Annotated in this window: 23 protein-coding genes and 1 tRNA gene; 16 read left to right on the top strand and 8 right to left on the bottom strand. The window is 64.3% G+C overall.

Annotation, left to right across the window (positions count from 1 at the left end; genetic code table 11):
* Positions 1-57: 57 nt before the first annotated feature.
* The 4 genes from mtgA to L5876_RS11160 are packed head-to-tail and all read right to left on the bottom strand — an operon-like array spanning position 58 to position 3605.
* Positions 58-816 carry a monofunctional biosynthetic peptidoglycan transglycosylase gene (gene mtgA / locus L5876_RS11175; RefSeq protein ID WP_236956440.1) on the bottom strand — a complete coding sequence of 253 codons (759 nt, stop codon included), beginning with the start codon at positions 814-816 and terminating at the stop codon, positions 58-60.
* Entirely contained in the window at positions 801-1898 is a 1098-nt protein-coding gene (queG, locus tag L5876_RS11170) for a tRNA epoxyqueuosine(34) reductase QueG (protein ID WP_236956439.1), read from the bottom strand. Before queG ends, mtgA begins: the two co-directional genes overlap by 16 nt.
* Before the next feature lie 21 nt (positions 1899-1919).
* Positions 1920-2606, bottom strand: a complete 687-nt coding sequence (locus tag L5876_RS11165; RefSeq protein WP_369281032.1) for a glutathione S-transferase family protein — start codon at positions 2604-2606, stop codon at positions 1920-1922.
* Positions 2607-2630: 24 nt separating this feature from the next.
* A complete protein-coding gene (locus L5876_RS11160) occupies positions 2631-3605 on the bottom strand; it encodes a cation diffusion facilitator family transporter (RefSeq protein WP_236956437.1) in 975 nt (324 codons plus the stop codon).
* A gap of 229 nt (positions 3606-3834) precedes the next feature.
* Here L5876_RS11160 and L5876_RS11155 point away from each other — a divergent pair, with 229 nt between their 5' ends.
* Complete coding sequence (locus tag L5876_RS11155; protein ID WP_236956436.1) at positions 3835-4638, top strand: undecaprenyl-diphosphate phosphatase; 804 nt, start codon at positions 3835-3837, stop codon at positions 4636-4638.
* Between the two features lie 119 nt (positions 4639-4757).
* Here the strand turns inward: L5876_RS11155 and L5876_RS11150 are convergent, their stop codons facing one another.
* Complete coding sequence (locus tag L5876_RS11150) at positions 4758-5732, bottom strand: complex I NDUFA9 subunit family protein (RefSeq protein WP_236956435.1); 975 nt, start codon at positions 5730-5732, stop codon at positions 4758-4760.
* 194 nt (positions 5733-5926) lie between these two features.
* Here L5876_RS11150 and L5876_RS11145 point away from each other — a divergent pair, with 194 nt between their 5' ends.
* The 8 genes from L5876_RS11145 (at position 5927) to L5876_RS11110 (ending at position 13806) form a co-directional block, all read left to right on the top strand.
* Positions 5927-7165 (top strand): hypothetical protein, encoded by a 1239-nt coding sequence (locus L5876_RS11145; protein ID WP_236956434.1) that lies wholly within the window; start codon positions 5927-5929, stop codon positions 7163-7165.
* Entirely contained in the window at positions 7162-7467 is a 306-nt protein-coding gene (locus L5876_RS11140; protein ID WP_236956433.1) for a hypothetical protein, read from the top strand. Before L5876_RS11145 ends, L5876_RS11140 begins: the two co-directional genes overlap by 4 nt.
* Positions 7468-7589: 122 nt before the next feature.
* Positions 7590-7676: transfer RNA gene (locus L5876_RS11135), tRNA-Leu, on the top strand.
* Positions 7677-8053: 377 nt separating this feature from the next.
* The gene (locus tag L5876_RS11130) at positions 8054-8800 is read left to right on the top strand and encodes an HNH endonuclease signature motif containing protein (protein WP_236956432.1); all 747 of its coding nucleotides are present in this window, start codon (positions 8054-8056) and stop codon (positions 8798-8800) included.
* Entirely contained in the window at positions 8797-9024 is a 228-nt protein-coding gene (locus tag L5876_RS11125; RefSeq protein WP_236956431.1) for an ABC-three component system middle component 6, read from the top strand. The genes L5876_RS11130 and L5876_RS11125 overlap by 4 nt, the downstream gene beginning before the upstream one ends.
* Positions 9021-10769: a DUF2326 domain-containing protein gene (locus L5876_RS11120; protein ID WP_236956430.1), complete on the top strand. Its 1749-nt coding sequence runs from the start codon at positions 9021-9023 to the stop codon at positions 10767-10769. Before L5876_RS11125 ends, L5876_RS11120 begins: the two co-directional genes overlap by 4 nt.
* Before the next feature lie 290 nt (positions 10770-11059).
* The gene (locus tag L5876_RS11115) at positions 11060-11455 is read left to right on the top strand and encodes a hypothetical protein (RefSeq protein ID WP_236956429.1); all 396 of its coding nucleotides are present in this window, start codon (positions 11060-11062) and stop codon (positions 11453-11455) included.
* A gap of 188 nt (positions 11456-11643) precedes the next feature.
* Positions 11644-13806 carry a TonB-dependent receptor gene (locus L5876_RS11110; protein WP_236956428.1) on the top strand — a complete coding sequence of 721 codons (2163 nt, stop codon included), beginning with the start codon at positions 11644-11646 and terminating at the stop codon, positions 13804-13806.
* Between the two features lie 12 nt (positions 13807-13818).
* On the opposite strand, the gene L5876_RS11105 is transcribed toward L5876_RS11110, so the two are convergent.
* On the bottom strand, positions 13819-14997 hold the full coding sequence (locus L5876_RS11105; protein ID WP_236956427.1) for a hypothetical protein: 1179 nt from the start codon (positions 14995-14997) through the stop codon (positions 13819-13821).
* A 131-nt stretch (positions 14998-15128) separates the two neighbouring features.
* On the opposite strand from L5876_RS11105, the gene mltF reads away from it, so the two are divergent.
* Positions 15129-16541, top strand: a complete 1413-nt coding sequence (gene mltF, locus L5876_RS11100; RefSeq protein WP_236956426.1) for a membrane-bound lytic murein transglycosylase MltF — start codon at positions 15129-15131, stop codon at positions 16539-16541.
* A 38-nt stretch (positions 16542-16579) separates the two neighbouring features.
* On the opposite strand, the gene L5876_RS11095 is transcribed toward mltF, so the two are convergent.
* Positions 16580-17980, bottom strand: a complete 1401-nt coding sequence (locus tag L5876_RS11095) for a DEAD/DEAH box helicase (protein WP_236956425.1) — start codon at positions 17978-17980, stop codon at positions 16580-16582.
* Positions 17981-18468: 488 nt separating this feature from the next.
* Here L5876_RS11095 and L5876_RS11090 point away from each other — a divergent pair, with 488 nt between their 5' ends.
* Genes L5876_RS11090 through L5876_RS11075 form a run of 4 tightly spaced genes read left to right on the top strand, consistent with a single transcriptional unit; the run spans position 18469 to position 23431 of the window.
* Positions 18469-20250 (top strand): N-acetylglutaminylglutamine amidotransferase, encoded by a 1782-nt coding sequence (locus L5876_RS11090; RefSeq protein ID WP_236956424.1) that lies wholly within the window; start codon positions 18469-18471, stop codon positions 20248-20250.
* On the top strand, positions 20247-22034 hold the full coding sequence (gene ngg, locus L5876_RS11085; protein WP_236956423.1) for an N-acetylglutaminylglutamine synthetase: 1788 nt from the start codon (positions 20247-20249) through the stop codon (positions 22032-22034). The genes L5876_RS11090 and ngg overlap by 4 nt, the downstream gene beginning before the upstream one ends.
* The gene (locus L5876_RS11080) at positions 22031-23206 is read left to right on the top strand and encodes an osmoprotectant NAGGN system M42 family peptidase (RefSeq protein WP_236956422.1); all 1176 of its coding nucleotides are present in this window, start codon (positions 22031-22033) and stop codon (positions 23204-23206) included. The genes ngg and L5876_RS11080 overlap by 4 nt, the downstream gene beginning before the upstream one ends.
* A 27-nt stretch (positions 23207-23233) precedes the next feature.
* A complete protein-coding gene (locus tag L5876_RS11075) occupies positions 23234-23431 on the top strand; it encodes a hypothetical protein (RefSeq protein ID WP_236956421.1) in 198 nt (65 codons plus the stop codon).
* Here the strand turns inward: L5876_RS11075 and L5876_RS11070 are convergent.
* Complete coding sequence (locus tag L5876_RS11070) at positions 23428-24099, bottom strand: hypothetical protein (protein ID WP_236956420.1); 672 nt, start codon at positions 24097-24099, stop codon at positions 23428-23430. The genes L5876_RS11075 and L5876_RS11070 overlap by 4 nt on opposite strands.
* A 135-nt stretch (positions 24100-24234) precedes the next feature.
* On the opposite strand from L5876_RS11070, the gene L5876_RS11065 reads away from it, so the two are divergent.
* Both L5876_RS11065 and L5876_RS11060 read left to right on the top strand, forming a co-directional pair.
* Positions 24235-25269, top strand: a complete 1035-nt coding sequence (locus L5876_RS11065; RefSeq protein WP_236956419.1) for an aldehyde reductase — start codon at positions 24235-24237, stop codon at positions 25267-25269.
* Positions 25270-25367: 98 nt separating this feature from the next.
* Positions 25368-25805: a hotdog fold thioesterase gene (locus L5876_RS11060; RefSeq protein WP_236956418.1), complete on the top strand. Its 438-nt coding sequence runs from the start codon at positions 25368-25370 to the stop codon at positions 25803-25805.
* Positions 25806-25823 lie beyond the last annotated feature (18 nt).

The raw sequence follows: 25823 nt of genomic DNA, 5'->3' as shown, positions 1-25823 counted from the left end.
AATTCAACACGATTGAAGCGCCAACCCCTTCTCTCCCCTGGGGGAGAAGCCGGTTCATCACTCCCCCAACACACAATCCGCATAGCCCTCGCGGCGGACGACGCCGGCGCGGGCTTCGAGCGTGCCGGCCCGGCCGGACACGTAAGGCCCCGGCGGGTCGAGCCGCCACTCATTCGGATTGGGCAGGACGGCCGCCAGCAGTGCGGCCTGACGGCCAGAGAGCTCGCTGGCATGGGTGTCGAAGCGGATGCGCGATACCGCCTCCGCGCCGAAAATCCCGTCGCCCCATTCGGCGATGTTGAGATAGGCCTCCATGATCCGGCGTTTTGGCCAGGTCAGCTCGATCAGGAAGGTGAACCAGGCCTCCGCGCCCTTGCGCGCCCAGCCGCCGCCATTCCACAGGAAGACATTCTTCGCCGTCTGCTGGCTCAGCGTCGACGCGCCGCGGCGGCGGCCGCCTTCGGCGTTGTTCTGAAGCGCCTGGCGGATCGCCTCGACATCGAAACCGTGATGCGAACAGAAGTTCGAATCCTCAGCGCCGATGACGGAATGGACGAGGGCCGGGTCGATCTCGCTGAGCGGCACCTGCACCCGGCGAACGCTCGCGCCCTCGAGGCTGCGCTGGATCATCAGGATGGAGGGCGGCACGCCGACATAGCCCGCGACGAGAACGAGCAGGAGCGATCCGGCGGCGAAAGCCGCCCCGGCATAGAGGCCACCGCGAGCGAGCCGCCACAGGACGGTCAGCGCGGCCTGTCCGGGCCAGCGGCGGGCAAAGCGCCAGCGCGCCTTCACTGCTTTCAGGATGCCGCCCATTCCGCCCGCACCTCGCCGTCCGTCTCGGCCATTTCGCGGCGCGCCTTCAACGCTGCGAACCGGGCCGGATCAAGGCGCGACAATGCCCAGATGGCGGCACCGCGCACGACCGGCGCGTCATCGTCCAGGCGCGCCTCGACCTTTGAAACAAGCGAGGCGTCGCCGGAGTTTCCGATCGCGATCAGGACATTGCGGACAAAGCGGTCGCGCTTGATCCGCTTGATCGGCGAGCCGGAGAACAATTCCCGGAAAGCCGCGTCGTCCAGTTCGACGAGATCGCCGAGTGCGGGGGATTTCAGATCCTCGCGCGCCACGAGCTGCGCCTCGCTGGCCGTCGCGGCGAACTTGTTCCACGGGCAGACGGCGAGGCAATCGTCGCAGCCATAGATGCGGTTGCCCATCGCGGCGCGGAATTCGGTGGGGATCGGCCCGGCATGTTCGATCGTCAGATAGGAGATGCAGCGCCGGGCATCGAGCCGGTAGGGCGTGGGGAAGGCGTCGGTCGGGCAGATGTCGAGACAGGCGCGGCAGGAGCCGCAATGGTCCGTCTCCGGCGCATCGGGCTCCAACTCCGCATCGGTCAGCATGACGCCGAGAAACAGCCAGCTGCCCCACTCCCGGCTGACGAGATTGGTGTGCTTGCCCTGCCAGCCAACCCCGGCATTCGCGGCGAGCGGCTTTTCCATCAGCGGGGCGGTATCGACGAAGACCTTCACCTGATGGCCGGTCGTCTCGGCATAGGTGCGGGCGAGCGCCTTCAGGCGCTTCTTCATCACGTCGTGATAGTCGCGGTGGCGGGCATAGACCGAGATATTGCCGCGGGACGTCGCCTTGAGGTCTTCGAGCGGATCGGTGTCCGGCCCGTAATTCATCGCCACGACGAGGGCGGACTTCGCCTCCGGCCACATGGCGGTCGGGGCCTTGCGGCGCTCCAGAGTCTCCTCGAACCAGGCCATCGTGCCGTGGTGGCCGCTCGCGACGAATTCTTCCAGCCGCTCACCCGCTGCCCACGCCTCGTCGGCACGGCAGACGCGCGCGGCGTCGAAGCCGAGATCGAAGGCGAGCTGGCGGGGGTCGGTCATCGCGCCTTCCCGGTGCGGCGATCAGAAATCGAGGTCCGCATAGTGGCTTGCCGGGTCGAGCCCGGGCAAGCGGTCGGCGAGAATGGCGCGGAAGGCCGGGCGGCACTTGATGCGCGCATACCAGTTGCGGGCCGGTTCGAACTGGTCCCAGGGCACATCGCCGAGATAGTCGGCGCAGGACAGGTGCGCGGCGGCGGAAATGTCAGCAAGGCAATAGCGCGGGCCGGCAAGGCCGTCGCGGTTCTCAAGAAGCCCGGCGAGGTATTCGAGATGCCATTTCAGGTGATCCCGCCCGGCGCGGAGCGCCTTCGGGTCCGGCGCGCCCAGCCCCTGCGCGCCCTTTTCCAGCTTCTCGTGAAGCAGGTAGGCGTTGACCTCGCCGTCATATTTGCGCGCGAACCAGCTCATCAGGCGGCGGGCTTCGGCGCGTTCGGCGGGGTTTTTCGGCAGGAGGGGCGTATCGGGATAGGCCTCCTCCAGATATTCCGCGATCGGCCCGGCCTCGCACACGGTCAGGCGGACGCCCGCGCCGTCGTCGATCAGGACGGGCAAGGTGCCGGCCGGATTGAGGGCCAGGAGCGGTTCGGGACGCGACCACACCTTTTCGATCCGCGTTTCGAACTCCAGCGCCTTCTCGGCGAGGGCGAGGCGGATTTCGCGGGAAAAGGGGTCGAGCGGCCAGTGATGGAGGATGCGCATGAGCGCCATCCCTAACGCGCTTTGTGGCGGGAATTAAGCGGAGTCTTCGGTTCGCGCTGCTTCGCTGCGGAAGAAGTCGGAGCCGTGCGGCTCGGCCATGCCCTCCGGATCGGCGTGGATCAGGATGTCGGCGGCGGGAAACTCCGCCAGCAGGCGGTTCTCCGCCTCGACGATGATCTCGTGCGCCTGCAGCAGGCTGAGATGGGGATCGAGGTCGGCATGGAACTGGATATGCACCAGCGGGCCGGCGGCGCGGGTCCGCAAGAGGTGCACCCCGCGGATACGCGAATCCGCCTCGGCAATCGCCTTGATCCGGTGGCGCACCTCGTCAGGCAATTCCTTGTCGAGCAGATGGTCGAGCGCATTCTTCGCGACGCCCCAGGCCGACCAGAGCAGCCACAGCGCGACGCCGATCGCAATGACCGGGTCGGCGCTGGTAATGCCGGCAAAGGCCGCGAGCGCGATACCGGCGATGACGGACACATTCGCCCCGAGATCGGCCATGTAGTGCGCCCGGTCGCCCTCGACCGCCACCGAGCCCGTGGCCTTGATCGCGCGGGACTGGACCCAGACGAGGCCGATCGTCATTGCAATCGACAGCACCATGACGGCAATCGCCCAGCCGCCCTGCTGGACCGGCTGCGGATCGGCGAGACGGTGACCCGCCTCCCAGATCAGATAGCCTGCCGAGACGCCGACCAGCAGCGCCTGCAGCACGCTGGCCGCGGCCTCGGCCTTGCCGTGGCCGTAGCGGTGTTCCTTGTCCGCGGGAGAGGCGGCATAGCGCACCGCGAAGAATGTGGTGAGCGAGGCCGCGAGGTCGAGACCGGAATCGGCGAGCGAGGCCAGCATCGCGATCGAGCCCGACGCGATCCAGGCGGCCAGCTTTGCCAGAACGAGCGTCAGCGCGACCGCGACGGACAGCGTGGTGGCGCGCGCGGTATGGCGGCGCGCTTCCGCCGGAAGCAGGCGGCCGGGTCCGGTGGTGGAATTCACGTCATGGGGCATGGCAGCGAGTTATCGCCCGATCCCGGGGCGGGTCAACGGACTTTGGTCTGCCCCCTCACCCTCCCCGACCTTCGCCTTCGGTTCAGGCCGGGTCCCCTCCCTCTCCCTTGAGGGAGAGGGAAAGACGTGCGGCTCCGAAGGAGGCGCGCGTCAGGGTGAGGGGGTGAACAGGCGTCTGGCGCCCGCCTGCAAACCGCGCCAGTCTGCGGCGCGACGCGGAGGCCCTGCCATGCTCTTCACCCAGCTTGTCATTCTGGCCCTGGTGCAGGGGCTGACCGAATTCCTGCCGGTGTCGTCTTCGGCGCACCTGATCCTCGCGCCCATCGTGATGCGGCTGGAGGATCAGGGTCCGCTGATCGACGTGATGGCGCATCTCGGCAGCCTGTTTGCCGTCCTCGTCTATTTCTGGCGTGACATCCGCGACATCGCGATCGGCAAGCTGGCCTGGCTGTCGGGCAAGATGACGCCGGGCGGGCGGCTGGCCCTTATGGTCGGCGTAGCGACGCCGCCCGTCCTGATCATGGCGGGGCTGCTCTATTTTGCGGGCATGGCCGATACGCTGCGTTCGCCCGCCGTGATCGCGGGCGCGACGCTGGTCTTCGCCCTGCCGCTGTGGCTGGCCGACAGGTACGGCCCGCAGGTGAAAACGACCGACACGATGGGCTTCCGCGAGGCCATCCTGATCGGCGTCGCGCAGCTCTTCGCCCTGATCCCCGGCGCCAGCCGCTCGGGCGTGACGATGACGGCGGGCCGAGCGCTCGGTCTGACGCGCTCTGACGCGGCGCGATTCTCCATGCTGATGAGTATTCCGGTGATCGCCGCCTTCGGCCTCGTCGCCGGGATCGACCTCGCCCGCGGGGAAGGCGGCACAGCCAGCTTCAGCGACGGGCTGATCGTGGCCGGCCTGTCCTTCGTCTCGGCGCTGGCCTCGATCTGGGTGCTGATGCGGGTGGTGGAAAAGCTCGGCTTCCTGCCCTTCGTGATCTACCGCCTGCTGCTTGGCGCGGCGATCGTGGCGTTTCTGGTGATGTAGAGTTCCTTTCTCCCCCCGCCTGCGGGGGGGAGTGCCCCGGATTTGATCCGGGGCGAGGGGGGATAATCCCCCCTCCACCACTTCGTGGTCCCCCTCCCCCGTAAACGGGGGAGGAAAACTCAGCTCGCGGCGCGCTGGTGGAACTGGCCCTTGTCGCGGTAGGGGACGAGATAGGCGGGGACGATGGCCTCGACCGTCTGCGGCGTGACGCCCAGATCCTCGATGCCCTTCGCACGCGGCGCGACGACATTGTCGGACTTCAGCTGGGTCACCTGATCGCGGGTCAGGAAGGGATCGACCAGCGGCAGCATGCCAGCGATCTCGCCCATCAGTCCCAGCGCCGAGGCGATCGGGAAGGGCACGGGAACCAGGAAGCGCTTGCGATCCGTCGTCTCCAGGATGAATTCCATCAGCTCCTTGAAGGTGTAGACCTTCGGACCGCCCAGCTCATACGTCTTGCCCGCGCTGGCCGGGGTTTCGATCACATTGGCGACCGCGTCGGCCACATCGCCCGCCCAGACCGGCTGGAAGCGGGTCTTGCCGCCGCCGATCAGCGGCAGGGCCGGCACGAAGGGCAGGCTGGCCATGCCCGCGAAGCGGTTGAAGAATTCGTCTTCCGTCCCGAAAATGATCGACGGGCGCAGGATCGTCGCGCCCTTGAAGGCGGCCTTCACCAGCGTCTCGCCTTCACCCTTGGTGCGGGCATAGCGGCTTTCGCTGTCCTGGTCCGCGCCGATCGCGGAAATCTGGATGAAGCGCTTCGCCCCGGCCTTGGCCGCGGCCCGGGCAACGGTTTCAGCGCCCATGGAATGAAGGCGGGCGAAGGTCTGGCGGCCACCCTCGGCGAGCACGCCGACGAGGTTGACCACCGCGCTCGCGCCTTCCACGGCGCGCTCGACCGACGCTTCGACCCGGAGATTGGCCTGGACCAGCTGGACCTGGCCGACCACGCCCATCACCTTGAGTTCGTGCGCCAGATGCGGGCGGCGCGTGGCGACGCGGATGCGGTAGCCGCGGCGCGCCAGTTCGCGCACCACATATTTGCCGACAAAGCCCGAACCGCCGAAAACGGTGACCAATTCGTCGCGCAGCATCTCATCTCTCCCGGTGTGGACGGAAAGCCGTGACGGCATAGACCAAAATTCGTCGCCCCTGTCCATGCGGTGCTGCGCCCCGCCCTGACAGCACACGCGGCTCGCCGCACACGCGAAGCGACTCCCCACGCCCGAGATGGCTTGCTAATGGTTAACGGCAAGCGGGGGGAAATCGTGTTCAAGAGTTGCGTGTCATGACGGCCGAAGTCGCTCTACTCAACAAGCAGGCGACCGCCCTGGCCGCCGATTCGAAAGCCATGTTCGGGTCGGGCCTGACGGTGAAGACCTATGACAGCGTCGACAAGCTGTTTGCCCTGTCGCGCGATCACCCGGTCGGGGTGATGATCTATGGCAATGCGGAATTCATGCGCGTGCCGTGGGAAGTCATCATCAAGGAATTCCGCGAGACCCATGGCGCGACCGCCCGCGCCGACGTGCATGCCTGGTCGCGCGACTTCTTCGAATACGCCCGCAATTTCCAGGAATTCTCCCGCCGCGACACCGAGCTGGCGGCGCTGACCAAGACCGCGCCCTTCCTGAAAGCCATCGAGGCGAGCGCGCTCGTCAACCGCTCGCTCGAGCCGCTGATCCGCGATGTCGAGGCGCGCCGCGTCCACCCGGCGCTGGAAGACATCACCCAGGCCGAATTCGAACGCGCCTATCCGGAGATGATCGAGCGCTTCGAATCGATGCTGTCCGACCAGATCGGGGAGAAGCTCGACAAGCCGATGCGGGCGCAGCTCAAGCGCCTCCTCCACCTCCTGATCCGCGCCGATATCGAGACGGTGGCGCGCTCCGGCGTCGTGATTTCCGGCTTCGGCACGCGCGACACCTTCCCCTCGCTCGTCAACATGGAAAGCGACGGCGTGATCGCCGGCCGGCTCGCCGCCTCGGTCCGCACCGAGAGCGAGATCACCACCGACCACCCCTCCGACGTTCTGCCCTTCGCGGTCAGGAATGTGATGATCTCCCTCGTCCACGGGGTGGATCCGCACTTCCTCGACTATGCGCTGACCGTGTTCCGCGACCTGATCCGCCTCAATGGCGAGCGGGTGATCCGCGATCTCGCGCCCAACGAGGACATCGCCAACCGGCTGTCGACGGAGAATATCCAGGTCTCCGACGATCTGATCCGGCACTTCCTCGACTATCTGCGCGACTATATCCGTGACATGCATCTGGGGCCGTTCGCCGCGACGCTGCAGGGCATGCCGCCCGACGAGATGGCCTGGCTGGCGGAGTCGCTCGTCCACCTGACTTCGGTCAAGATGCGGATGAGCCTCGGGCCGGAAGGCGTCGGCGGGCCGGTCGATGTCGCCGTCATCACCAAGCGCGAGGGCTTCAAATGGGTCAAGCGCAAGGCCACGGGCGACGGCCTGTCCGAACCGCCCTATGTCAAATCTCCGAACCCGCAGGGGAGGATCGAGGAATGAGACGCAGACGTTTCCGCCACGAAAAGGAAGAGCCCGTTCTTCCGGTGCGCAGCCCGGTCGAGGACGCGGTTCCCACCTTCCGCGACCCACCGGCCAAGCACCTGTTCCAGGACGATGCCGCCTCGCAGCGCCTGTTCAACCGCGCCGCGCTCGAAGCGATGGGCGATTATGGCGCGGTGATCCTCGCCTCGGACTCGCTCCGGCCCTCCTGGTCGGAACCGGGCGATCTCGTCCATGTCCGCCGCGGCGCGGAAGACGCCCGCGCCATCGCGGGCAAGCTGAAAGACAAGAGCGGGGAATAGGCGGGACGAGGCCAAGGATTGGGCGGTTTTCCGCCCGTTCGCAGAGCTTTGTGACGCTTGTGCTGATTGGTACGTTGACAGCCCGCCCGCGACCGGAGTATTCCGCCCGCTCTCCAACACCTGCCCAGGTGGCGGAACTGGTAGACGCGCCAGCTTCAGGTGCTGGTTTCCGTATGGAAGTGGAGGTTCGAGTCCTCTCCTGGGCACCATTCCAAACCGGTTTGTTTCACAAAATTTTCGACCCGGTGGGTCGAAAATAGGTTTGGAATGCCCCGGCAGGGGCCCTGAGCGCGCTGCGCGAGCTTCGGCCCGGCGAGCCACACCCTTGAATTCGAGCGATGGATGTCGCGCCGGAGCTTCAGCGAAGGCGGACCGGACGCGCTACGCGCCATCCTTCCCAAAAATCTCATCATTGAGATGCTTGCCCTCGTTGGGGTGCGATGGCATGCGTGGAAGGTGTCTGAGTATGCCTGTAGGTATATGCGTTGGAAGCGCAGAATCTTAGACCGACTCTTATAGCGCTCTGTGATTTTCGGAGTAGATTGCGTTAAACTTCGGTCTTTTCAAATCATTTTCGGGGGTGCTTGTGGGAGCGAGTTATCCAACCAAGATTGCATTAGCATTCCGGAGCGGTAACCGTTGCGCTTATCCAAAATGCGGCGCCGAGTTGGTGTTAGAAGCTAAAGAGGGTTCTGACAAATTGGTCGCCGAAGCCGCTCACATCGCGGGAGAGAAGCCGGATTCTGCTCGCTATGATGCTTCCATGGCTGACGAACAACGTAACGCGTTGGAAAACCTTATTTTCATGTGCCCCACGCATCACACGTTAATCGACAAGGCCGCAGACGACTGGCCTACCGAAAGCCTGCTTGAATTGAAGTCTGAACACGAAAGAAGAGTGAGCGAGGCGATCAGCGCCGGTTTCTCAGAAGTCGCGTTTGGTGAATTGGCAAATGCCGTTAGTTGGGTATCCAATCAGGATGCAGCGCCAAAAATCTCGGATTTTTCACTGCTACCCCCACAAGAAAAAATAGACAAAAATCAACTTTCAATTCGATCAAAGAACATCATTATTGCGGGCTTAGTTTCTCAGCAGGTCGTTTCTGAGTTTGTGAGCGCCGAAACTCGCTTGGATGCCGATTTTCCCGAGAAGCTGAAAGCGGGCTTCTTGATAGAATATTACCGTCTGATCAAAGAGGGCCAAAAAGGAGATGCCCTTTTTGAATTGATGTGCAGCTTTGCTCAACAGGGTATGTCCAGTCAGGCCGAGCGAAGCGCTGGACTAGCTGTTCTCGTATACCTTTTTGAATTATGCGAAGTTTTCGAAAAATGATTCTTCCAACAAAACATGTCTCTGAGAACGACGCCCTGTTGGGTGTCGCTTTAACGCTTCTGAAATCGCTGACGCAGCCGGATACAGTTTCTGGCTTATGGGAAAGCGTTCGTGATGAGCAAAGTGTTGGCACCTTCGAACGCTTCGTCTTGGCTGCTGACCTTCTCTATATTTTTGGTTTGATAGAATTTAACGACGGTCTTATTTCGAGGTGTGAGCGATGATTTTCGGAGTTTCCGCCGACCTCCCAACATTTAGATCGGTCAGCTTTAAATCTGGGCTGAATATCGTGCTTGCTGATCGCACAGAGGCGGCAGGCGATAAAGACACGACAAATGGCGTTGGAAAAACTACACTCATTGAAATAATTGACTTCTGCTTGGGCGGCACAAAATCAAAGAATGAAGGGATATCATCCGAGCGAGTACAAGATACAACATTTACCCTGGATCTCTCCTTGAGGGGCAACCGCGTTAAAATTTCGAGGTCTCCCGCAGAGCCAAATTTGATCTATTGCGATGGGGATTTCTCCGGTTGGCCGATAGCACCCAAGCGCTGTGAGGACGGAAGGTTTGCTCTTAAGGCAGACCAATGGAAGACCGTTCTGGGTTGGGCATTTTTTTCTCTCACTCCAGCTGCCGTTGGGAGCTGGAAATACAAACCGACAGCGCGTTCATTGATCCCCTATTTCATTCGGCGGGGGTTGTCAGCGTACGTGTCGCCGTTCAAGCATTTCGCCAATCAAAAAACGTGGAATATTCAGCTCTCGAACGCACTGCTTCTTGGTTTGGATTGGACCAAGGCGAGTAAGTGGCAAGAGCTCAAAGATCAAGGCAGCGCATTAGACGCTCTTCGAAATGCCATTAAAACCGGCGCTATCGATGGTGAACTCTCTTCAATTGGGGAATTAGAGGCGCAACGGGCGGCGTTGGCGAAAAGGGTCGCATTTCAAACGAAGGCACTACAAGAATTCAGGGTGTTGGAAGAGTACCGAGCGATTGAACGCGAAACTAATGATTTAACTCGGCAGCTTCACGCATTAGCGAACGCAAACAGCTATGACCGTCGTAGAATTGAAAGCTATAGGTATTCAATAGAGTCCGAGAGACCGTCGGACGACAAGCGCCTTGACGCATTATATGAGGAAGCGGGTGTTACCCTACCCGACTCTGTTATTCGTACATTAGCTGAGGCAAGAGCTTTCAATAAACAGATTGTGGAGAACCGGAAGCGGTTCGTAGAGCAGGAGATCGCTTCGCTAGAAAAGGCAATATCCGCTCGGGAGTTCGAAATGGAGAAATTTGCAGCACGTCGACAGGAGCTTATGGCGGTTTTACAAAGCCATGGAGCCTTGGATGAGTTCGTCAAACTTCAAGATCGCTATTCAGAATCCAAACAGGCATTGGAAGCCACGATCCAGCGGATTAGCCAAGTTCACCAGATGACCAACAGGTCGGACGAGATCAAAGTCGAAACCGTTGAGTTGAAGAAATCAGCGTTAGATGACTACGAGGAGCGGCGGGCGATTTGGACTAAATCTCTGAATTATTTTTCCGAATTTTCTGAGGCGCTTTATGAGCGGGCGGGCCGCTTGGTAATTGATATAGCGGAGTCTGGCTACAAATTCGATGTCGAAATCGAAGGCAGCCCTAGTGAAGGCATCGGGAAGATGAAGATCTTCTGTTTCGACCTAGCTTTAATTTCTTTTGCGATGGACCAGGGAATTGGGATCGATTTTCTGGTTCACGACAGTACTATTTTTGATGGTGTTGATTCGCGGCAGAGAGCGCATGCGATTGAGTTGGCTGCAGCTGAATCGGAAAGCAAGAACTTCCAGTACATTTTGACGATGAATAGAGATATGCTGCCAATGAACGATTTCACCAGTAGCTTTGATGTTGACGATTATATTTGCATGACTCTTACTGATACTAACCCATCTGGAAGTTTACTCGGATTTAGATTCTGACCATGGCGAGTAGATACTACCTCTGCTAAATGCTTCGAACGATTGATGGTACCGGTTCACCTTCGCCCTCGTGTATCGTGCGCGTATTAAAAGCAGTCCCAGCGTGACAGATACGATCGGCGGAACCGCTACTTAGTGCCTAAGGAATGGTGCCAGTAGAGGTCAAAGGGCTCTCTGTGGGCTATTGACGGTTCGGCTGGAGCGCCCACCCCCACCTTACATCCCCGTCACGTGACATTATCACATAGGCGCCCCATATTAGGGCTGTCTGAAACCGTTTGGCGAGTGTGATGAAGGCCAGCGCCACGACAGTCCGGCCCGTTCCGGCCGCCGCATGGATGCGGCTGGCCCTGGGCCTCGTCGTGGCTGCGTTCATGGCATTTCAGGGCGGTGTGGCGCGCGGGCACAGCCATGACCCCGTGCTTATCGCCAGCGCCCCGGCGCATGCCGTCTATATCGCGGCCGATGACGGCCAGCCGGCGGTTCCGCTACCGGCCGGCCACGACACGCAATGCCCGCTCTGCCATGCGCCCTTCCACCATGGCGGCATACTGGCCCCGGCCGATGCCGCTCTGGTACGCATCGCGCTTGCGGACGCCCCGGCCCTGCCCGGCGCGGAACTGGGCCCCATTACCGCGCGCGGCCCGCCGAGCCCGCCCGCCCGCGGACCCCCATCCCTGATCTGACCTGACGGACCGGCTCTGACCGAAACGAGCCGGACCCGGATCACGCCCGCAATCCGTCTGGAGAGACCAGCGGCCCCCGTGTGATCCCGTCCGCGATCCGGTGATCCGATCCGTCATTTGACCCCGTTCCGGCTGCGCCCGTTCAAGGCGCGCCGGCCGTCTACCCGTCAGATCCGGATACACATGTCATGAAGCGTTCCTCTTCCCGCCCTGCTTCCGCCCGCCGCGTCCTCCTTGCCGGCGCGAGCCTTTCCCTTCTCATCCCGGCCGCCGCGCTCGCCCAGAGCGGCAGCGAAACGCCCGACGAGCGCGACGTGATCATCGTCACGTCGAGCGTGCTCCGGACCACGACCGACGAGGTGACCGGCGCGGTCGAGGTCGTCGACCAGCGCCATATCGAGGACAATCTCGCCGGTTCGCTGGCCGACACGATCGCGCACGAACCGGGCGTGTCGACCACCTATTTCGGCCCCGCCGCCAGCCGCCCGGTCATCCGGGGTCTCGGCGCTGACCGGGTCATGGTGCTGGTCAACGGCACCGGCCTGATCGACGCCTCCACCGCCAGCCCGGACCACGCGGTCCAGTCCGAGGCGCTCGAGGCCGAGCAGATCGAGATCCTGCGCGGACCGGCCGCCATCGCCTATGGCGGCGGCGCGATCGGCGGCGTGGTCAATGTGATCGACGGCCGCATTCCGCACGCGCCGGTCGACGGTCTCGTGGACGGCCGGATCTATCTCGGCGCGACCAGCGTCGATGAAGGCCGGACCGCCGCGGCACGCGCGCGGATCGGCGCGGGGCCCTTCGTCTTCACCGCCGAGGTGATGAACCGCACCGCCGAGGATTACGACATCCCCGGCTATGCCGAATCCGAGCTCTACCGCCTGCTCGAGGAGGACGAGCATCATGACGACGAAAACCGTCCCGGTTTCGCGCATGATGACGATGATGACCATGATCACGAGGAAGAAGCGATCGGCACGGTGGAGAATACCTGGCTCGACACGCAGAGCGCCTCGGTCGGTGTCTCGCTCATACAGGACTGGGGCTTTGTCGGCGTGGCCTACCGCTCGTCGGAGAGCCAGTACGGCGTACCCGGCCACGCGCATCATCATGACGAGGAAGATCACCATGACGATCTTCTTCCCGCCTTCGCCGCGGACGAAGACGACGAGGAAGAGGCCGTCTACATCGACATGGTCCAGAACCGCTGGGACGTCCGCGGCGAGGTGGACCTGCCCGGCGGCGTGCCGCTCGACAGCGTCCGCTTCTCCCTCGGCATGGCCGACTACAAGCACGCCGAGGTCGAGGGCGGGGCGGTCGGAACGCTGTTCACCAATGAGGGCTGGGAAGGCCGCGTCGAGGGCCGGTTCGAGCCGGTCACGCTCGGGGCCGGAACCTGGGAAGGCGCGGTCGGCATCCAGGCCTTCCGGCGCGACTTCGCCGCGCTGGGCGACGAGGCCTTCGTGCCCGCCTCGGTGACCGAGGATCAGGGCATCTTCACCGTACAGCGCTGGGATGCCGGCGACTGGGGGCTGGAAGGCGGGCTGCGTCTTGAGCAACGCGACCTGTCCTCTCTGGCGGGCGACCGCGACTTCTCGACGGTCAGCGCGTCGGGTTCGGTCTTCTTCCGGCCGGTCCGGGACCAGTTCTTCGCCGTGACGCTGTCACGCAGCGAACGCGCCCCGACCGATGTCGAACTGTTTGCCGACGGTCCGCACCCGGCGACCAGTTCCTACGAGGTCGGTGACGCATCGCTCGATGTCGAAACGGCCTTGTCGCTCGAATTCACGGCCCGCACGCCGGTGTTTGGCGGCGATCTCGAAGCCGCGGTCTTCCGCGCCGGCTTCGACGGATTCATCGGCCTGTTCCCGACCGGTGCCGAAATCGACGAATTGCCGGTGTTCGAATTCCGCGCCGTCGATGCGACCTTCACCGGTTTCGAGGCCCGCTTCGAACGCGAACTGGGACAGCTGCACGGCTGGGACCTGTCCGGCGAACTGACGGCCGAGTATGTGAGCGCCGAGATCGACGGCGGGGGCAATCTGCCCTTCATCCCGCCGCTCTCCATCGCCGGCGGCGTGACGGCGGAGCGCGGCGCGCACGAACTGCACGCCTCGCTCGAATGGGCCGATGTGCAGAACGACACCGCGGCCTTCGAACTGAAAACGCAAAGCTATGTCCTGGCCAATGCGCGCTGGACCTGGCAGCCCTTCACCGAGCGCGACGTGCGCTTCATCCTCGAGGGCCGCAACCTGACCGACGAGGAGGTCCGCCTGCACACCTCCGTCCTGAAGGACCAGGTGCCGCTGCCGGGCCGGAATTTCCGCGCGGCGATCGTCTACAGCTTCTAGGGAAGAGCCGCGTCAGGCCGCCCAGGCGGCCCGGCGCGGCTGCGACCGCCACCACATCACACCGGCCACCAGCGCAGACTGCGCAAGGATGCCGAGGAAGGTGCAGACGAAGACCAGGAAGGCAAGGTGCGAGGTCCGGCTGTGCGCGAGCCAGTCGGGCTGCACCGAGACGAAAAACCAGCCCGGCGTATCGATCCGGGCAAAGCCGACAATCCGCCCGTCCGACGTCCGGAAGGCGCCGCTCTGCCGTCCGTCATTGCGGATGCGCTGGGCAAACTCGCCCGAGCGGGCGGACGCCTCGGCGGCAGTCACCGCCGCCGGGGTCAGCGGATCGACCCCCACAAGGTCGCGGTGGGCGATCAGATCCCCGTCACGCGTCAGGATCATGTTCTCGGTGTGCGGCTCGGCGTCCTGCACAGACGTCGCAAGATAATCCCCCATGGCAATCGTGACGCCGAACGCGCCGATATGCCGGCCGTTCACCCGGACGGGCGTGTGGCAGCCCGTGGTCAGCGCCGAGCCGTCGGTGACGTAGATCAGCCGGCGCAAGGCGGTACAGGCGGTAACGCCGCGCGGATTGGTCTGCAGTCCGACGACCCGGGCGAGACTCTCATCCTGGAAGTCGAAATCGGCCGGGGCTTCACGGCGATAGAATTGCAGCCGGTCGGCCCGGTCCGGGCCGAACATGATCAGATCGTTGTACGGCGTGAAGAAGTAGAGATTGTCGACGGTCGCATGGAGCGCCTCCCCGTGTTGGCGCACGGTCTGGAAGGCCGCAAGGATGATGCGCTGGCGGTCAGCGGTCATGGCCGCCGCATCCGGAATGAAAGCGCCCATGCCGTACACGTCGTCGCCGGCGTCCAGACCGCCGCCGTCGAACAGATCGTCGCGGCTGCGGTGGGTCCCGTCGAACTGGCGGGGGAAGAGGCGGTTGAACGTCGCCGTGACGTCCTGCCCCTGAAGCGCGTTGTAGCGGCGCAGGAAGGTGCGCTGCGCAGCGAAATGGGCCTGGCCGACATCCTCGAACAGGGCACGCTGACGATTGGCGCGCTCGGTGATGTCGCGGGTCATCTCCTCGACAACGAGGCGGTGCTGCCGTTCGGAATTGGCGGAATAGGCGACAATGGCCGCCGCCGAAGACGCGACGACCGCGAACAGCAGAACCATCCAGAGATTTGCAGCCGGACGCATGTTGCCCCACCCTCTTGTTGAGAAACACCTAAACCGGGGAGCGTAAATATTCCGCTATCGGAAACTCCGGATGCAGGGTTTGCGTTATGCAAGCTGATCCCTTCTGCAGAAAGCGAGCCGCTCCCAGAACCATGTTTCCCCGAGACCTTCGTTGCGCCGTCCCCGCCCTGGCCATTCTGGCGCTGGCGGGGTGCAACGACTCCGGGGATGGGGAAGGGGGCGATGCAGGACGGGAAGCGCGCACCCTCACCGAGATCACGGACTCAGGCGAACTCGTTGTCCTGACGACCGAGGCACCGACCACCTGGCAGCGCGGACCGGACGGGCCGGAAGGCTATGAGGTCGATCTGGCTGAGGCCGCAGCCGAGGCGCTGGATGTCGATGTCCGCTTCATCGTGCATGACGACCTGGAGAGCCTCCTCTCCGCCATCGAGGCCGGCGAGGGGGATCTGGCCGCGGCCGGCATCACTGTGACGGAAGCGCGCCGGGCGCGCCTGACCTTCGGGCCCGCCTACAAGACCGTTCGTGAAACCCTCGTCTGCCACCCGGATACGGAGCGGATCGCCGACCGCGGCGATCTCGCCGGTCTCGACCTCGTTGTCGTTGCCGGTTCCAGCCATGCGGAGACGCTCGACCGGCTGCAGGGCGAGCATGCCGGGATCGATTATACGACCCGGCCTTCACCCTCCGCTCTGCGCCTGATCGAACGCGTGTCGCGCGGCCAGCATGACTGCACGGTCGCGGACTCCAATGTCATCGCACTGGCGCGGCTTGAGCATCCGGAACTGACGACGCCGCTCCGCCTGTCCGATGAGCAGACCTTCGCCTGGGTGTTGCCGCAACCGCTGACAAGCGAAGATGACCCCGACGCCTTCGGGACCTGGCTAGACGCCTTCTTCGCCGATGCGCACCGGACCGGTCTGCTCGCCGAGTTCGACGAGCGCTGGTACGGGCATGCGGACGATTTCGACTATGTCGAAGTCACGACTTTCATCCGCCGCGTTTCGCGGCGTCTGCCGCCGCTGCAACCGCTCTTCCAGCGCGCCGCACGAGCGCGGCCCTTCGAATGGCTGTTGCTGGCGGCGCAAGGCTATCAGGAATCGCACTGGGACCGGGATGCGGTCAGTCCGACGGGCGTGCGCGGCATCATGATGCTGACGCTTCCGACCGCACGCGAGCTTGGCGTGCGCGACCGCACCGATCCGGCGCAATCCATCCAGGGCGGCGCGACCTATCTGGAGCGCATGTATGAGCGTGTGCCCGAGGGTGTCGAAGGCGACGACCGGCTCTACATGGCGCTCGCCGCCTACAATGTCGGGTACGGCCATTTGCTCGATGCGCGGCGCCTGGCGCGGCGGAGCGGCCGGGATCCGGACGACTGGACCGATATCCGCGAGATCTTCCCCCTGCTGACGCAGCAGGAATTCTATTCCACCGTCCCGCATGGCTATGCGCGCGGACACGAGCCGGTGCGCTATGTGCGCAATATCCGGCTCTACCACGCGCTGTTGCAGGCTCACGCCGACCGGCGCCGCGCCGGCTGAACCAGCCAACGCGGCGCGGACGGCGGTGTGTTGCAGCCTCAGGAGGCAGCTTGGACGGAATTCTTCCGGCGACGGCGCGGACGGCGGCGCTTGGGCGAGGTTTCGGCTTCCGCCAGGAGCTGTTTCAGCCCGGCTTCGTCCGCCTTGCGGTCGCGGCGCGGACCGCGGCCCGGATCCCGGCCGGATTCGGACGGGCGCGGCTTGCGGTTCGGCTTGCGGGATTGGCCACCGGAGTGAGGACGCTGCGGGCGTTGCTGACGCTCCTCGCGCTCGGCCTCGGCGACGGCGGCCGGAGTCGGCAGGTCGTCGGGGCGGACTTCGCGCTGGCGCACCGGAACGCTGGCACCGATCAGCTTTTCGATATCCTTGAGGTAGGGCCGTTCCGACGCATCGCACAGCGACACGGCGACGCCCGCTCGTCCGGCCCGCGCGGTGCGGCCGATCCGGTGGACATAGGATTCCGGCACGTTCGGCAGCTCGAAATTGATGACGTGCGAGACGTCATCGATGTCGATGCCGCGCGCGGCGATATCGGTGGCCACGAGTGCGCGGACCTGGCCGGAACGGAAGGCTTTCAGCGTGCGCTCGCGCTGGTTCTGGCTCTTGTTGCCGTGGATGGCCGACGCCTCGATACCGGCTGTCTGCAGCGTTTTGCAGACCTTGTCGGCGCCGCGCTTCGTCCGGGTAAAGATGATCGCCCGGTCGACGCCCTCGCCGCGCATCAGCGCAACCAGCTGGCCGGTCTTGCCGCCGCGGTCGATATGGATGACCGACTGGTCGATCCGCTCGATCGGACGGGAGACCGGCGCGACGGCGATCGATTCCGGATTGGTCAGGAAGTCGTTGGCCAGCGCCCGGATCTGCTTCGGCATGGTCGCCGAGAGCAGGACCGTCTGCCGGTCTTTCGGCAGGGCGGCCAGGATGCGGCGGATCGCCGGCATGAAGCCGAGATCGAGCATCTGGTCGGCTTCGTCGAGGACGACGGAAGAGGTCGCGCCGATGCGGATCGCGCCCGACCCCATCAGGTCAAGCAGGCGGCCCGGCGTGGCGACGAGGATATCGACGCCCTTGGCCATGGCGCGGACCTGCTGGCCGGCCTTCGCGCCGCCGATGACGATCGCCACGGACGGACGGGTATGGCGGCCATAGGTGCGGACGGAGTCGGCGATCTGGTTTGCCAGCTCACGCGTCGGCGCCAGGATCAGCGCCGAACAGCCCTTCGGCTCGGGGCGCATGGCATCGGCGTGAATCCGGTGAAGCAGCGGCAGGACGAAGGCAGCCGTCTTGCCGGTGCCGGTCTGGGCGGTGCCGAGAATGTCGCGGCCAGCCATCATGGCGGGCACGACTTTCGACTGGATCGGGGTGGCTTCGACATAGTTCTCGTCCGACAGGGCGCGGAGGAGGGGCTGGGACAGACCCAGCGTACTGAATTCGGTCAATTCGAAATTCCATATACAAGCCCGCCGCGCGGACGCTCGGCCCGGCGCGGCTGGCAATTTCAATTTAGGAAGCTTGCGTAGACCAGCTGCCTGACGGCGCGCCTCACCGGAAATCCGTTCTCGGACAACCGGGGCGCATCTCATACGGCAACGATCACTGTGACAATTGCGCGGTCAACGCGCGCCGCAAACGGTCAATGCCGTCCTCTACGCGCGGCGCGGAACACTTGTTTTTTCGCACGTGCAGCACGTCGTGGCAATCGAATTCTTCCGAACGGAAAAACGCAGTCAAAGTGCGTCGAAACAGGAAATTTTCCCATCAGTTCGGGAACCTCGATCGCAGGGGAAAGTTATTGTGCTGCAGAGTGAAAGCGCCCCGCTTTCCTTGAAACCCGTATTGCGCCCTTATATTAACCGGAGACCATCTGCGCCGGTGAAATTCGGCTGAAATACAGAATAATAACTACAAGACGCGAGGGAAGTACTCCATGTGCGGCATTGCCGGTGACTTGTCCTTTAATGGAAACAGGGTCGATCCCGAAGTCTTGTCCCGGATGGCGCAGCGTCTGGCCCCGCGCGGGCCTGATGGAGACGGGCTGATCATTGCGGGGCCGCACGGCCTGGCGCACCGGCGGTTGAAGATCATCGACCTCAGCGAAGCCGGCCGGCAGCCCATGGTCGACAGCGATCTCGGTCTGACCCTCGTTTTCAACGGCTGCATCTACAATCACCGCGAATTGCGCAAGGAGCTGGAAGGGAAGGGCTACCGCTTCTTCTCCGACAGCGACACCGAGGTGATCCTCAAGGGCTTTCACGCCTGGGGCCATGACCTGCCCAAGCGCATGAACGGCATGTTCGCCGCGGTCATCACCGAACGTGACAGCGGGCGGGTGACGATGATGCGCGACCGGCTGGGCATCAAGCCGCTCTATCTCGCGGAACGTCCGGGCGGGCTGCGCTTCGCCTCGACCCTGCCGGCGCTTCTGGCGGCGGGCGATATCGACCGGTCGATCGATCCGGTCGCGCTCAATCACTATTTCTCCTTCCATGCGGTCGTGCCGCCACCGCGAACCCTGTTCAACGGCATCAGGAAACTGCCGCCAGCAACTATCCTCGAGATCGAACCCGATGGACGGCGCAAGCAGCACCGCTACTGGACGCCGGACTACAATACGGCCGCGGACGAGCGCGCCCTGGGTTTCGACGACTGGAAGGCGCGCATCGCCGAGGCGCTGCGGAAGTCGGTGAAGCGCCGCCTCGTCGCCGATGTGCCGGTCGGCGTGCTGCTTTCGGGCGGGCTCGATTCCTCGATGATCGTGGCACTGCTGGCCGAGGCCGGCGCGAAGGATCTGAAGACCTTCTCGATCGGATTCGAGACGGTGGGCACGGAGAAGGGCGACGAGTTCGAATATTCCGACATCGTCGCCAAGCGTTTCGAGACCGACCACCGCAAGATCGAGGTCGCGACCGAACGCGCCCTGCCGGCCCTGCCGCGTGTGATCGACGCGATGGCCGAACCGATGACGAGCCATGACTGCGTCGGCTTCTACCTCCTGTCGGAGGAGGTCTCGAAGCATGTGAAGGTCGTCCAGTCCGGCCAGGGCGCGGACGAGGCCTTCGCCGGATATCACTGGTATCCGCCCATGGATACGGCCAACGATCCGCTTGCGACCTATCGCGAACATTTCTTCGACCGTGATCACGCCGAAATGGCGGAGGTGCTGCAGCCGCAATGGATGGGCGGCGACCATGCCGGCGATTATGTCCGCGAGCATTTCGCGCAGGACGGTGCCGACCGGCCCCTGTCCAAGGCGCTCAGGATCGATTCCAACGTCATGCTGGTCGACGACCCGGTGAAGCGGGTCGACAACATGACCATGGCCTGGGGGCTGGAAGCGCGCGTGCCCTTCCTCGATCACGAGGTGATCGAGCTGGCCGCGCGCTGTCCGCCGGAGCACCATCTGCGCGAGAACGGCAAGGGCATATTGAAATCGATCGCGCGGGACATTCTGCCCCATGAAGTGATCGACCGGCCGAAGGGCTATTTCCCGGTTCCGGCACTGAAATATCTGCGGGGCCCCTATCTCGACATGGTGCGCGACGCGGTGACGTCAGAGGCTTTCCGGGGCCGTGGCCTCGTTCAGGCCGGCTATGTCGACTCCCTGCTCGCCGATCCGGAAGGCCAGATCACGCCGCTGCGCGGCTCGAAGCTGTGGCAGGTCGGAGTGCTGGCCCTCTGGCTGGACGCGCATGACGGGGCGGCGGCATGACGACGGGTACGCGAAACCGGGCCGCCAAGGCCGTTCAGCACCGCCTGAAGCGAAAGCGCGAAAAGGCACTGCAGACGCCCGACCGTTCATCGCGGATCGATCCGGACTCATCTGCGGAAACCCGGTCCAATGCCTGGATCGATTGCGGCTGGGGCCGGCTGATCTTTGCACAGACATTTTCCGAAGCGTCCGACCTCGTCGAGCTCCTCAAGCGGGAAGAACCGGACCGCCGCGACATCTGCTTCTATGTCCGCGACCCGCACGTCCTGCTCGGACTCGCCCCGCTCGACCTGTTTCTCGATCCCTCGCACACCTATCAGCTGGATCTCTCGGCGGCGCGGCTGAGCGCCGATCCGCCGCGCGGCTTCGTGATCCGCAAGCTGGGGTCGCGCAAGGATGCCGAGGCGGTGAACCGGATCTATGCCTCGTGCGGCATGGTCGGTGTCGATCCGGAATTCTTCTGGAACAACCGGGACAATCGCGCCCTGACCTATCTCGTCGCGGAGGACAGCAAGACCGGCGACATCATCGGATCGGTCACGGGTGTCGACCATGTACGCGCCTTCGGCGACCCGGAGCACCGCTCCTCGCTGTGGTGCCTGGCAGTGGATCACCGCGCCAGCCATGCGCGGATCGGCGAGGCGCTGACACGGCATCTGGCGGCGCATTTCGCGGCGCGCGGCCGGCGCTACATGGATCTGTCCGTGATCCATGACAACGAGTCCGCGATCCGGCTCTACGAACGGATGGGATTCGAGCGCGCACCGACCTTCACGGTGAAACGCAAGAACCCGATCAATGAGAAACTCTTCACCGGCGAGCCGATGGAGACCGGTCTCAACCCCTATGCGCGGATCATCGTCGACGAGGCGCGGCGCCGCGGTATCGCAGTCGATGTTCTCGACAGCGAGGGCGGCTTCTTCCGCCTTTCGCACGGCGGACGGGCGATCGTCTGCCGCGAGTCGCTCAGTGAACTGACGACCGCCATCGCGATGAGCCGGTGCGACGACAAGGCGGTAACGCGGCGGTTGATGACCGAGATCGGTCTGACCGTGGCGGAAGCCGCCGACGGCAATGACCGCGACGCGGCCCTGGCGCTGCTGGAACGCGCCGGTTCGGTCGTCGTGAAACCGGTGCGCGGCGAGCAGGGGCGCGGCGTGACGGTCGACATCCAGTCGGAAGACGGGCTCGATACCGCCATAGAGGCCGCGCGCACCTATTGCCCCGACGTGCTGGTTGAAACCTATGCGCCGGGGGACGATCTGCGCGTCATCGTAATCGGCGGCGAGGTGGTCGCGGCGGCGCTGCGCAAACGCCCGGCCATCCATGGCGACGGTGCCAAGACCGTCCGGGAGCTGATCGAAGGCCTCAGCCGCCGCCGCGCGGCCTCCACCGACGGCGAATCGACGGTTCCGCTCGACACCGAGACGGAGCGCTGCGTCGTGGCAGGCGGGTTCGGCTTCGACGACGTCCTGCCGCAGGGCACGCGGCTGGAAGTGCGGCGTACGGCGAATCTCCACACCGGCGGCACGCTGCACGACGTGACCGACATCCTACATCCCGCCATCGCCAAGGCCGCGCGCGCTGCCGCCGAAGCAATCGACATCCCGGTCGCCGGGCTCGACTTCATCGTCGAGGCTCCAGACGCGCCGCACTTCATCTTCATCGAGGCGAACGAACGTCCGGGCCTCGCCAATCACGAACCGCAGCCGACGGCGGAACGCTTCGTCGACCTGCTCTTTCCCCAGACGATCCGACACGAACGCAGCGGAGACCGCTCATGAGCCAATGCGAGATCGATTCCGGCTATCTTCGGGACACGCTCGAGACCCTGCTCTCCATCCCCAGCCCGTCGGGCTATACCGACCAGATCGCCCGCTGGTGCGGCGAGGAGCTCGGGCGGCTCGGCGTCGAATACGAACTCACCCGCCGCGGCGCGATCCGCGCCCGGCTGAAGGGAGAGAAGTCCCAGCCCGCGCGGGCCATCATCTCGCATATCGACACGCTTGGGGCGCAGGTCGCCCGGTTGCAGGAGAATGGCCGGGTCTCGGTCATCCCGATCGGGCACTGGTCCTCGCGCTTTGCCGAAGGCGCGCGCTGCACGCTGTTCACCCGCCAGGGCAGCTATCGCGGGACGATCCTGCCGCTGAAGGCCTCAGGTCACGTCTATGGCGACGAGATCGACACGCAACCGACGAGCTGGGAGCATGTCGAATTGCGGCTCGACATCGCGGTGCATGACGCTGCGGGCCTGCATGACCATGGCATCGCGACGGGTGACTTCATCGCCATCGATCCGCAGCCGGAATTCATCGAAAGCGGCTACATCGTCTCGCGCCATCTCGACGACAAGGCCGGCGTCGCGGCCGTGCTGACGGCGCTGAAGGCGCTGACCGAGGCCGATGTCACCCCGACGGTCGATACGCTCTTCCTGTTCTCGATTTCCGAGGAAATCGGCGTCGGGGCGTCCTCGATCCTGACACATGACGTCGCCTCGATGATCGCGGTCGACAACGGGGCGTGCGCACCGGGACAGAATTCCCGGGAAACCGGCGTGACGCTCGGCATGGCCGACATGACCGGGCCGTTCGACTATCACCTGACCAACAAGCTGGTCGATCTGTGCGAGGAAAGCGGCATTCCCTATCAGCGCGACGTGTTCCGGCACTACCGGTCGGACAATGCCTCCGCCGTCGAGGGCGGCGCCGATGTCCGGACCGCGCTCGTGACCTTCGGGATCGACGCCTCGCACGGCTATGAGCGCGTCCACATGAATGCGCTGCAGAGCGTGGCCCGCCTGTTGACCGCCTACACGACCAGCGAAGTCCGGATCGGCCGCGATGCCGAGCCGGCCAGCGGCCTGGAAGGCTTCACCGACCAGCCGGTCAACCCGGCGGAGTCGGAGACGTCGGACGAAGGGGCGGAACGGCTGTTCGGTGACATGCCCGTCAGCTAGACTCGCGGCGCATCGAGGGAGCACATCATGAGCCTGTTCAGAACGGTCATCGCGGTCATCACCATCGTCCTGATCGTGATCTTCGCAGTCCAGAATCTCGACCTCGTCGAGATCGACTTCCTGACCTGGTCGTTCACGACCAATATGGCGCTGGTGCTGATCGGCGCCTTCCTGCTCGGCACGCTTTTCGGCCGCGCGCTGATCCGGGTGGTCCGCCGGCGCTAGTTCGCGTCGTTCGCCGGATCCATGAAGAAGACAAGCGCGAGCGCGGCGAGCAAGACCGCCTCCTGGTCGGGCGAGCCGTCCGGCGGGACGGCAATGTCCGGGCGCATCATGTTGTATTCCATGCGGCCGATGTGGTTGCCCGATCCGTCATAATAATTGTAGCCGGCGACCGGCTGGCCGGTCAGGAAGCCCGAGCCGACGGGCAGGGTCTCGAAACGCACGGTGCGGCCTTCATGGTGAATTTCTCCCGCCCGGCGATTGCGTGACATGCGGTCGAGGAAGCCGCGCCCCTGCGAGAAGGCCAGTTCGAACCGCGTGTCGATCAATTCCTCGTTCCGGTAGAAGTCACAGGCATAGACCAACTCGTCCCGGTCGAATTCGATCCAGCCGATGGAGAAGGAGGATTCGCGGCCTTCGCAGCGGACGCCGACCTCGCCATCCTCGAAATGCGGTCCGTGTATGGTGAAGCTGGCGCGCGAGTAATTGTTGCTGCGGCCGGGGATCAGGCTGCCGCGCCTTGCCATGCCGCCGAAGGTTCCGGACCAAGGGCCGAGCGACCAGGTGTTCTGTCCGTCGCTGCGGCCCCGGTCGAGCCGGTGCTCGGTCCCCGGCAGCTCGGCGTCGGCGCTTTGCAGCGCGGCGGCAGCGATCAAGGCGATGACAGACATGAATTTCCCCTTCCCGGCTGGTCACAACGCTAACGCGCAGGCAAGGGCGCGATCAAGGCAATATCATCCCGCGATCGCTGGACCGGACGCCGTCCTGCTCCATAGTGTAGGGCAGGCAAAGGCGGGGAGAACGTCATGGCAGACCGCGTATTGGTGACCGGTGCAACCGGCTTTCTGGGGCAGCACTGCATCCTTCAACTGATCGCCGCGGGCTATGAGGTTCGCGGTACGGTGCGCTCCCTGACGCGCGAGGCGGAAGTCCGCTACGCGCTGCGGCGGGGCGAAGCGGACAACACGAAGCTGACGCTGGTCGAAGCCGATCTGTCCGCCGATGCGGGATGGGACGCGGCGGTGGCCGGTTGCACCTCTGTGATGCATGTCGCCTCGCCCTTCCCGCTCTCGCAGCCGCAAGATGATGACGAACTGATCCGCCCGGCGCGCGACGGCGCGCTGAGGGTGCTGAAGGCCGCAGCGAAGGCCGGCGTGAAGCGCACCGTGATGACGTCGTCGGTCGCGGCGGTCTCCGCGGGACACGACAAGTCCGGCAGGCGTGTGTTCGACGAGAATGACTGGTCGGACCTCGATGGGCCGAATGTCTCGGCCTACGAGAAGTCGAAGACGCTGGCCGAACGTGCGGCCTGGGACTTCATTGCCAGCCCCGAGGCCAAGGGGATGGAGCTCTCGGTGATCAATCCGGGCGCGATCCTCGGCCCGGCGCTTACCGCGGACATGTCGACCTCGCTGGAAATCGTCCGCCAGCTGATGGCCCGCGCCCTTCCCGCCTGTCCGCGGATCGGTTTCCCGGTCGTGGATGTCCGCGATGTCGCCGCCGCACACCTCGCCGCGATGACGACACCGGAAGCCGCCGGCAAACGCTATATCTGTACCGAGAAGCAGGCCTGGTTCAGCGAGATCGCGAAAGTACTTGATGCCCGCTACGGACCGGAGGGCTGGAAAATCCCGACCGGCGAATTGCCGGGCTTCGTGGTGCGGATCGTGGCATTGTTCAACCCGACCGTCCGATCCATCCTGCCTTCACTGGGGGTCGAGCGCCGCTTCGATACCAGCCGCATACGCACCGATCTGAACTGGCAGCCCTGCGGAATGGAGGCGATGAGCCTCGCCTCGGCCGACAGCCTGATCGAGCTGGGGGTCGTGACGAAGCCGTAGTCCGGGGCTCAGTCCCGTCTGCGGGCCATGCGGCCGCGCATGTTCCCTATGTGCGCCGCCGGTCCTAGATAAGGCCCGATGATCAGGGAGACAGAGCAATGGCGGCGATCTGGCACGGCGGAACATTCCCCATCGACGCCTTCAACGAGGCGGCGAAGACCTGCCTGAACGGGCATCTGGGCATGGAGATTCTCGAAGCCGGCGACGACTGGCTGAAGGCCCGCATGCCGGTCGACGAACGCACGAAACAGCCCTTCGGCCTGCTTCACGGCGGGGCGTCGGTCGCGCTGGCCGAAACGCTGGCCAGCCAGGGCGCGTTCGCGACGCTTGATCCCGCGACCAAGGCCGCGGTCGGGATGGAGATCAATGCCAACCATCTGCGGCCGGTGACCGGCGGCTGGGTCTATGGCGAAGCCCGCCCCGAAGCGATGGGCCGCACGACGCAAGTCTGGACGATCCGCATCACCAACGAGCAGGGCAAGCTGGTCTGCATTTCCCGCTGCACGATGGCGATCATCGACCAGAAGAAGGGATAGTCGGAGCGGCGCACTCCC

Source organism: Hyphobacterium sp. SN044 (genome assembly GCF_021864465.1).
Classification (GTDB): Bacteria; Pseudomonadota; Alphaproteobacteria; order Caulobacterales; family Maricaulaceae; genus Hyphobacterium.
The sequence above is the reverse complement of the archived record's forward strand: the minus strand, read 5'-3'. Positions and strand labels throughout refer to the sequence as shown.

Excerpts from the sequence above, each read along its gene's own strand:
- L5876_RS11090 (WP_236956424.1), top strand. The coding sequence starts at position 18,469 with ATGTGCGGCATTGCCGGTGACTTGTCCTTTAATGGAAACAGGGTCGAT.
- mtgA (WP_236956440.1), bottom strand. The coding sequence starts at position 816 with ATGGGCGGCATCCTGAAAGCAGTGAAGGCGCGCTGGCGCTTTGCCCGC.
- L5876_RS11075 (WP_236956421.1), top strand. The coding sequence starts at position 23,234 with ATGAGCCTGTTCAGAACGGTCATCGCGGTCATCACCATCGTCCTGATC.
- ngg (WP_236956423.1), top strand. The coding sequence starts at position 20,247 with ATGACGACGGGTACGCGAAACCGGGCCGCCAAGGCCGTTCAGCACCGC.
- L5876_RS11145 (WP_236956434.1), top strand. The coding sequence starts at position 5,927 with ATGACGGCCGAAGTCGCTCTACTCAACAAGCAGGCGACCGCCCTGGCC.
- L5876_RS11065 (WP_236956419.1), top strand. The coding sequence starts at position 24,235 with ATGGCAGACCGCGTATTGGTGACCGGTGCAACCGGCTTTCTGGGGCAG.
- L5876_RS11105 (WP_236956427.1), bottom strand. The coding sequence starts at position 14,997 with ATGCGTCCGGCTGCAAATCTCTGGATGGTTCTGCTGTTCGCGGTCGTC.
- L5876_RS11155 (WP_236956436.1), top strand. The coding sequence starts at position 3,835 with ATGCTCTTCACCCAGCTTGTCATTCTGGCCCTGGTGCAGGGGCTGACC.
- L5876_RS11125 (WP_236956431.1), top strand. The coding sequence starts at position 8,797 with ATGATTCTTCCAACAAAACATGTCTCTGAGAACGACGCCCTGTTGGGT.
- L5876_RS11060 (WP_236956418.1), top strand. The coding sequence starts at position 25,368 with ATGGCGGCGATCTGGCACGGCGGAACATTCCCCATCGACGCCTTCAAC.
- L5876_RS11120 (WP_236956430.1), top strand. The coding sequence starts at position 9,021 with ATGATTTTCGGAGTTTCCGCCGACCTCCCAACATTTAGATCGGTCAGC.
- L5876_RS11115 (WP_236956429.1), top strand. The coding sequence starts at position 11,060 with ATGAAGGCCAGCGCCACGACAGTCCGGCCCGTTCCGGCCGCCGCATGG.
- L5876_RS11110 (WP_236956428.1), top strand. The coding sequence starts at position 11,644 with ATGAAGCGTTCCTCTTCCCGCCCTGCTTCCGCCCGCCGCGTCCTCCTT.
- L5876_RS11080 (WP_236956422.1), top strand. The coding sequence starts at position 22,031 with ATGAGCCAATGCGAGATCGATTCCGGCTATCTTCGGGACACGCTCGAG.
- L5876_RS11160 (WP_236956437.1), bottom strand. The coding sequence starts at position 3,605 with ATGCCCCATGACGTGAATTCCACCACCGGACCCGGCCGCCTGCTTCCG.
- L5876_RS11070 (WP_236956420.1), bottom strand. The coding sequence starts at position 24,099 with ATGTCTGTCATCGCCTTGATCGCTGCCGCCGCGCTGCAAAGCGCCGAC.
- mltF (WP_236956426.1), top strand. The coding sequence starts at position 15,129 with ATGTTTCCCCGAGACCTTCGTTGCGCCGTCCCCGCCCTGGCCATTCTG.
- queG (WP_236956439.1), bottom strand. The coding sequence starts at position 1,898 with ATGACCGACCCCCGCCAGCTCGCCTTCGATCTCGGCTTCGACGCCGCG.
- L5876_RS11150 (WP_236956435.1), bottom strand. The coding sequence starts at position 5,732 with ATGCTGCGCGACGAATTGGTCACCGTTTTCGGCGGTTCGGGCTTTGTC.
- L5876_RS11165 (WP_369281032.1), bottom strand. The coding sequence starts at position 2,606 with ATGGCGCTCATGCGCATCCTCCATCACTGGCCGCTCGACCCCTTTTCC.
- L5876_RS11140 (WP_236956433.1), top strand. The coding sequence starts at position 7,162 with ATGAGACGCAGACGTTTCCGCCACGAAAAGGAAGAGCCCGTTCTTCCG.